We start from the raw sequence: 7,006 nt of genomic DNA, 5'->3' as shown, positions 1-7,006 counted from the left end.
CCCGCCCCCGGGGCGGGCGATTCAGCCGAATACGATCTTCCTCGGCAATTTCGGCAGAACGCGGGCAAACGGCGGCATTCCGACCACCGCAATACCCCCGGGTGAATCCGGAATTCCGGAACGTCCCACACCCGCCGTCGGGCACGTTACGGATATCGCCGGTCACCATGAGTGCACCGCGGGCATGTTTCGGCCACCCGGTTGACACCTTTGGGGAATTGGCGTGCCCATAACCACCGGTGCCCCCGCGCCCGGACGGGGGCGACGGGGGCACTCGACCGGCACGGCTCACGCGTGGCCGAAGACGATGCTCTCCGGCTCGTACTTCTCGCCCGGCTTGCCGGTGTCCGGCTTGGCCGGCTCCAGCAGGTGGTCGGCCTCGTCGCCGAAGATCCCGTTCTCGATCGCGTTCTTCCGGTCGGCACTCGGCTCGGTGTACTCGGTCGGGTCCGAGGTCGCGGCGACCGCGCCCTCGACAGCCTGGCCGGCCTCCACAGCGGAGTCCGGGGCCGGGGTCTGCGCCTGGTTCTCGGGCGTCGACGGCACCGGGGTCTCGCTCTGGTCGTTGGCCATTGGCGGCCGCCTTTCGGTCATCAAATGTCGTCAGCCCGACCGGCTTGGCGCGGGCGCGGGCACAGTATCGTAGGGTTGATTAAATGTCCGATAAACATCGTGCGGCTTGCGGGACCGTCCGGCAGAGTCGGGCGTCCGCCTAAGCTGAAGCACCGCGGCGGACCGCCGAGCGCCCTTTCACGAAATCGACACCACAGGCCATCGGGGGACTTCATGGAGTTTCAGGAGACGCCGCCCTCGCCCGCGCTGCGCTTCCAGGTCCTCGGCCCGGTCCAGGCCTGGCTCGACGGGAAGCCCGTCTCCCTCGGCTCCCCCCAGCAACAGGCGGTCCTGAGCGCCCTCCTGCTGCACGCCGGCCGCCCGGTCACCACCCAGGACCTGGTCGACGCCCTGTGGGGCGATCGCCCGCCGGCCCAGGCGGTCGCCGCCCTGCGGACCTACGTCTCCCGGCTGCGCTCGGTCATCGAGCCGCGCCGCGAGGTCCGCGCACCCGCCGAGCTGCTGGTCTCGGTCGCCGACGGCTACGCCTTGCGCATCCCGGGCGAGGCCCTCGACCTGACGGTCTTCGAGCGGCTCTGCGCCGAGGCCGCGGCCGCCCGGACGAACGGCGGCAAGCAGGAGGCGCACCGGCTGCTGACCGAGGCACTGGGCCTGTTCAGCGGCCGCCCGCTCACCGGCATCCCCGGCCCCTATGCCGACACCCAGCGGCTCCGACTGGCCGAGCGCCAGGTGGCCGCCGCCGAGGACCTGTGCGCCGCCGCCCTCGCCATCGGCCAGCACGCGGAAATCGTCGGAGAGCTCAACAACCTGACGACGGAACATCCGCTGCGCGAACGGCTGCGCGAACTCCTGATGCTGGCGCTGTACCGCTGCGGCCGCCAGGCCGAGGCCCTCGGCGTCTACACCGACACCCGCAAACTGCTCATCGAGGAACTCGGGGTGGAACCGGGCGTCGGCCTGTCCACGATGCACACCCGCATCCTCGCGGCCGACCCCGCGCTCGCCCTCCCGGCCGTGCCCGAAGTGGCGGCGAAGGACCGGCCCACCGCCCCGGCGCCGGCCCAACTCCCGGCCGATGTCCTGGACTTCAGCGGCCGCACCGAGCTGGTGAGCGACCTCTCGACGGTCCTGATGAACGCCACCGGCCAGGCCGTGGTGGTCACTTCGCTGGCCGGCATCGGCGGCGTCGGGAAGACCACCCTCGCGGTCCACGTCGCCCACCGGGTCCGGGCCGAGTTCCCGGACGGACAGCTGTACGTCGACCTGCGCGGCGCCGGCGCCTCGCCGGCCGACCCGGTCGTCGTCCTCGGCGACTTCCTCCACGCCCTCGGTGTCACCGAGAACCCGGAGTCGATGGAGCAGCGCGCGGCGCTCTACCGCTCGCTGCTCGCCAACCGGCGGATGCTCATCCTGCTGGACAACGCACGGGACGCCGACCAGATCCGGCCGCTGATCCCGGGCGTCTCCGGCTGCGCGGTGCTCGCCACCAGCCGTTCCCGGCTCGCCGGCATCCCCGGCGCGCAACTGTTCGACGTCGAGGAGCTGACTCCGCGGGAGGCCCTGGCACTGTTCTCGGCCATCGTCGGGGAGCAGCGGGTCGCCGCGGAGCCGGAGGCGGCCATGGCGGTGGTCACCGCGTGCGGCTTCCTGCCGCTGGCGGTCCGCATCGCCGCCGCCCGGCTGGCCAGCCGGCCGCGGTGGAGCGTCTCCGACCTGGCCCGTCGGTTAGCCGACCAGCGTCACCGCCTGGACGAGCTCCAACTCGGCAACCTCGCCGTGGAGACCACCATCGGGCTCGGCTACGGACAGCTGTCCACGGCCGAGGCCCGCGCCTTTCGACTGCTCGCGCTGATCGACTCCCCCGACATCCCGCTCGCGGCCGCCGCGGCACTCCTCGGCGTGGACGAGGACACCGCCGAGGAGCTCGTCGAGGCCCTGGTGGAGGCGAACATGCTGGAGTGCTTCACCCCCGGCCGCTACCGCTACCACGATCTGCTCCGCCTCTACGCCCAGCGGCAGAACGACCGGTCGGGCGACGGCGGGGAGCAGGAACGGGCCGTCCTGCGGCTGCTCGACCTGCTGATCCCGACCGTCCGCAACGCGGCCCGGACCCTCGAACCGGACGACCCCGAGCCCGAGCTGCTCACCACGCCGTCCTCGCCCGGGATCGGCCTGCCGACCAGCGGTTCCGCTCAGTCCTGGCTCCGGAGCGAGAGCGCCCTCCTGCTCAACTCGACGGCGGCGGCGGCGAACGGGCCCCGCTCCTCGCAGCACGCGGCGATCGACCTGTTGATCCTGCTGTACGGCCTCGATCCGGACCCGACCCACGGCCCCCAGGTACGACCGGTCCTGGAAGCCCTCGGACGCGAGGCGGAGCTCCGCGACGACTCCGCCGCACTCGCCCGGGTGCACTTCGTCCTGGGTGCCCTGAACTACGTCACCAGTGACTTCCAGGGCGCCGAGCACTCGCTGCGCCGCAGTCTGGACCACCAGTCACCGGACGTCCCGACCGTCCAGCTGCTGGCCACCGCCAACATCCTGGGCGTGATCCTTAGCCTGGGCAACCGTCCGGCCGAGGCCCTGCCGTTCATGGAACAGGCCCGGGCCACCAGCCAGGCGGTCGGCGCGCCGACCGCCGAGGCCCGCATCGTCAGCAACATGGCCCGGGCACAGCACCGGCTCGGGATGACCGAGACGGCGGTCCGGTCCGCCGGTGACGGTGTCGCCGCCGCCCGGGAGTCCAAGAACGGCCCGCTGCTCGCCCAGACCCTCTACCAGCTGGGTGTGGTGCTCTCCGGCGGCGACGCCGTTCCGCACCTGCGGGAGGCGCACCGGCTCTACCAGTCGCAGCAGAACCCCCTGTGGGAGGGCTACACCCTGGCCAGGCTCGCCTCGGCCCTGCTGGTCGCCGAGCAGCCCGCCGAGGCGGCCTCGGCGGCCGACGAGTCGCTGGCGATCGGCCAGGAGCTGGGCTCCGCCTACTGCCAGGGCCTGGCGAACGCCGCACTGGGCGAGGCCCTGTTGGCGCTCGCCCAGCCGGCTCGCGGACTCGCCTGCCTCCAGGAGGCCCATGCGATCTTCACGCGGCTCGGTGTGCCTGAGGCCTCCCCCGTGGCGGACCTCATCTCCCAGCAGCACACCGAGCCCCTCTCTCCCCCCGCGCCGTAAGGCTTCCGCTCCCCCACGGAGAACCTCCCCCGTTCCGCGCGTCGGCGCCCCCGCAGCCCCCCGGCTGCGGGAGCGCCCTCAACGCTTCCCCGGCGCTGGACTCCACTGTGCACCGGACCGATTGACGTTCGATAAACGTCCGATAGTCAGCCTGCGGATCGGCAAAACCGCAGGTCATCGACGTTCCCCTGGCGCGCTGTCCGGCGTGCGTGGCCACGCGCACAACCCCGCCCGCACCCCCGTGCTTCCGCAACCCCGGCCACAACCGCCCAAGCGCGGCGAGTTGGCCGGAAAGGAACCCCACGGCACAGTGATCACGCATATTCTCAGATGCCAGTACGCACACGAGTGTCTGCTCGGAAACGCATCGGGGTGCAGTCCGTCCGCGTGGTGCGCAGAGCGTGACGTACCGCCACCGGCAGCGGCCCGCGGGGCCGCGGAGGAGCCACCGGAGGCCACGGGTGGAAGGGTGCCTCGCAACGTGACGACCGGACAGATATCGGACCCGTTCCCCGTCGACGAGGACGCCGGCGACGACGAACCCGAGGTACGGCGGCGGGCGGCCCGGGCACTGCAGGCGGTCGCCTTCGACACCATCGGCACGGAGTACGGCGAGGCGTTCCCCGCCAAGGACGGACAGCTGGCCTGCGGCCGGCGGCTGCTCGCCGAGCTCGAACCCGGCGCCCGGGTGCTGGACGTGGGCTGCGGCACCGGCGAACCGACCGTCCGCCAGCTGGTCGCCGACGGTCTGCGGGTGACCGGCGCGGACCTCTCCGACGGGATGCTCACGCTGGCCCGGCGGACCGCCTTCCCGGGCGTGTTCGCGCCGGTGTTCCATCGGATCGACCTGTACGATCTGGCCACCGAGCGTGCGGACCGGGTCTGGAACGCCCCCGAACTGGGGCCGGACGGCCGGGGCCGGTTCGCCGCCGTCACCGCGTTCTTCTCGCTGATCCTGCTGCCGCAGGACGAGATCCCGACCGTGCTGCGGCAGCTGCGCGAACTCCTGCGGCCGGGCGGACTGCTGGCGCTCGGTATGGTCGAGGCGGACCTGGATCACGTTCCGCTTCCGTTCCTTGGCAGAGAGCTGCGGATCAGTGGGTATCTGAGGGAGGATCTGGAGCGGGTTCTGGTCTCGGCCGGCTTCGCCGTCGAGGAGTGCTCGGGGCATCCGTACGCACCGGCCAGTACCTCGCTGCCGCCGGAGGAACAGCTGTTCCTGCGCTGTCGACGCGTCGGCTGATCGAACCGGGACAGGGCCGGCCGCACCCGCGGCCGGTGCAACAGAACAGCTCACCGACCACACCGAATCCAGGACAGGCAGCCGTGCGCGACCAGCTCAAGACCGAGGCGGAGCAGCCGCCCGCCGTCCCGGGCCAGCGCCGCCAGGTCCCGGCCGCGACACCGGCCCCGGCGACGGCCCTGCCGGCAGCCCCGGTACGACGGGCGGGCGCACGGCCGGAACGCACCGAGATGGCGGACCGCCTGGCGTACCTCGACTCGGCGACCCGGCGGATCAACAGCGCCCTCGACCTCGCCGCGACGCTGCGCAACATCGGCCGGGTGCTGGTCCCGACGCTCGCCGACGCCGCCGTCGTCCACCTGCGCGACCCGCTGCCCAACGTCGAACGCGAACCCGGCTTCCCGGAGGAGCTGCGGATACACCACAGCACCGGCACCCGGATCGGCCGCCGCGGCCGCCCGAGCGGTCTGGACGACCGGCGCCGCTCCCGCTACGGCGCCCGCTCGACCGCCGACGGCGGCCCGGCCACCCCGGTGACCCGCGGCGGGGCGCTCGCCCACGCCCTGCTGAGCCGCCGCCCCGCCGAGGCCGCCGTCCTCGGCACCCCCGCCGCCGAACGCGCCGAGACGCTGCTGCGCGAGCTGTACGGCACCCGCGGGGTGGCCCGGCTGGCCGCCGGGACCTCCGTCCTCGCCCTGCCGCTGCGCGGGCGCAAGGCCGTGCTCGGGCTGCTGATACTGATCCGCCGCCCTCCCGAACGCACCGGCCGCCCGGTCTTCGACGCCGCGGACACCGCGACCGCCGCGCACCTCGCCACCCAGGCCGGGCTGGCCGTGGACACCGCACTGCGCTACGCCCGCGAGTGGGAGATCGCCAACGAACTCCAGCGCAGCATGCTGCCGCTGCGCCTGCCGCAGTCGCACGGCGTCCGGATCGCCCAGCGCTACCTGCCCGGCGAGCGCGGCGCACAGGTCGGCGGGGACTGGTACGACGCCGTCCCGCTGCCCGGCAACCGGGTCGCCCTGATCGTCGGCGACGTGATGGGCCACTCCCTCACCTCGGCCGCCATCATGGGCCAGCTGCGCACCAGCGCCCAGACCCTGGCCGCCCTCGACCTGCCGCCCCACGAGGTGCTCTACCACCTGGACGAACAGGCCCAGCGGCTCGGCCGGGAACAGCACCTGGCCACCTGCGTCTACGCGGTGTACGACCCGATCGCCAACCGGGTGGTGATGGCCAACGCCGGACACGTCCCACCGGTGCTGGTCCGCCCGGACGGCATCGCCGAGCTGGTCGAACTGGACTCCGGGGCACCGATCGGCGTCGGCGGGGTGGACTTCAACTCCGTCGAACTGCCCGCACCGCCCGGCTCGGCCCTGCTGCTGTTCACCGACGGCCTGGTGGAGACCCGCACCCGCCCGATCAGCGACGGCCTGGAGATGCTGCGCGCCCGGATCGCCGCCGCCCGCTGGCAGTCCCCCGAGCAGCTGTGCCAGGAGGCGCTGCGGATCCTGCCGCCCGGCGACCGCGGCGACGACATCGCCCTGCTCGGCGCCTGCTTCGACGGCATCCCGGCCGGGGACGTCGCCCACTGGTACCTCCAGCCGCGCAACGAGACTCCGGGCCGGGCCCGCCGACTGGCCGCGCACACGCTGCGCCGCTGGGGGCTGGACGAGCTGAGCGAGGCGACCGAGCTGATGGTCAGCGAGCTGGTCACCAACGCCGTCCAGCACGCGACCCGGCCGGTCACCCTGAGCCTGGTGCGCACCGCCCGGCTGCGCTGCGAGGTCGGCGACGACAGCCCGCTGCTGCCGCGCCCGCGCCGCACCGGGCCGGAGGACGAACGCGGGCGCGGGCTGCAGATAGTGGCCCGGTGCGCGGACCGCTGGGGTGCGACCAGGCTGGGCACCGGCAAGGTGGTCTGGTTCGAACAGCGGCTGCCCGCGGGGATGTGACCGCGCTCCTCCAACGCGGGGGCGCGAACGCGCGCGGGGGCGCCCGGCGGGAACGGATCCCACCGGG

The 7,006-nt window shown here is 73.3% G+C and carries 4 protein-coding genes; 3 read left to right on the top strand and 1 reads right to left on the bottom strand.

All coding sequences use genetic code 11. The annotated features are described in order from the left end of the window. Nucleotides 1-288: 288 nt before the first annotated feature. Nucleotides 289-573 carry a hypothetical protein gene (locus tag ACIQOV_RS19485; RefSeq protein ID WP_359899516.1) on the bottom strand — a complete coding sequence of 95 codons (285 nt, stop codon included), beginning with the start codon at nucleotides 571-573 and terminating at the stop codon, nucleotides 289-291. 213 nt (nucleotides 574-786) lie between these two features. Between ACIQOV_RS19485 and ACIQOV_RS19480 the strand changes: the two genes are divergently transcribed. The 3 genes from ACIQOV_RS19480 (at nucleotide 787) to ACIQOV_RS19470 (ending at nucleotide 6,939) form a co-directional block, all read left to right on the top strand. After that, the gene (locus ACIQOV_RS19480; protein WP_401049973.1) at nucleotides 787-3,741 is read left to right on the top strand and encodes an AfsR/SARP family transcriptional regulator; all 2,955 of its coding nucleotides are present in this window, start codon (nucleotides 787-789) and stop codon (nucleotides 3,739-3,741) included. A gap of 481 nt (nucleotides 3,742-4,222) precedes the next feature. After that, complete coding sequence (locus ACIQOV_RS19475) at nucleotides 4,223-4,984, top strand: class I SAM-dependent methyltransferase (RefSeq protein ID WP_401049970.1); 762 nt, start codon at nucleotides 4,223-4,225, stop codon at nucleotides 4,982-4,984. An 83-nt stretch (nucleotides 4,985-5,067) separates the two neighbouring features. Next, entirely contained in the window at nucleotides 5,068-6,939 is a 1,872-nt protein-coding gene (locus ACIQOV_RS19470; protein WP_387737140.1) for a SpoIIE family protein phosphatase, read from the top strand. The last annotated feature ends 67 nt before the right edge of the window (nucleotides 6,940-7,006 follow it).

The sequence above is a fragment of the Kitasatospora sp. NPDC091257 genome, from assembly GCF_044757675.1.
GTDB classification, from domain to species: Bacteria; Actinomycetota; Actinomycetes; order Streptomycetales; family Streptomycetaceae; genus Kitasatospora; species Kitasatospora lactacystinica.
The sequence above is the reverse complement of the archived record's forward strand: the minus strand, read 5'-3'. Positions and strand labels throughout refer to the sequence as shown.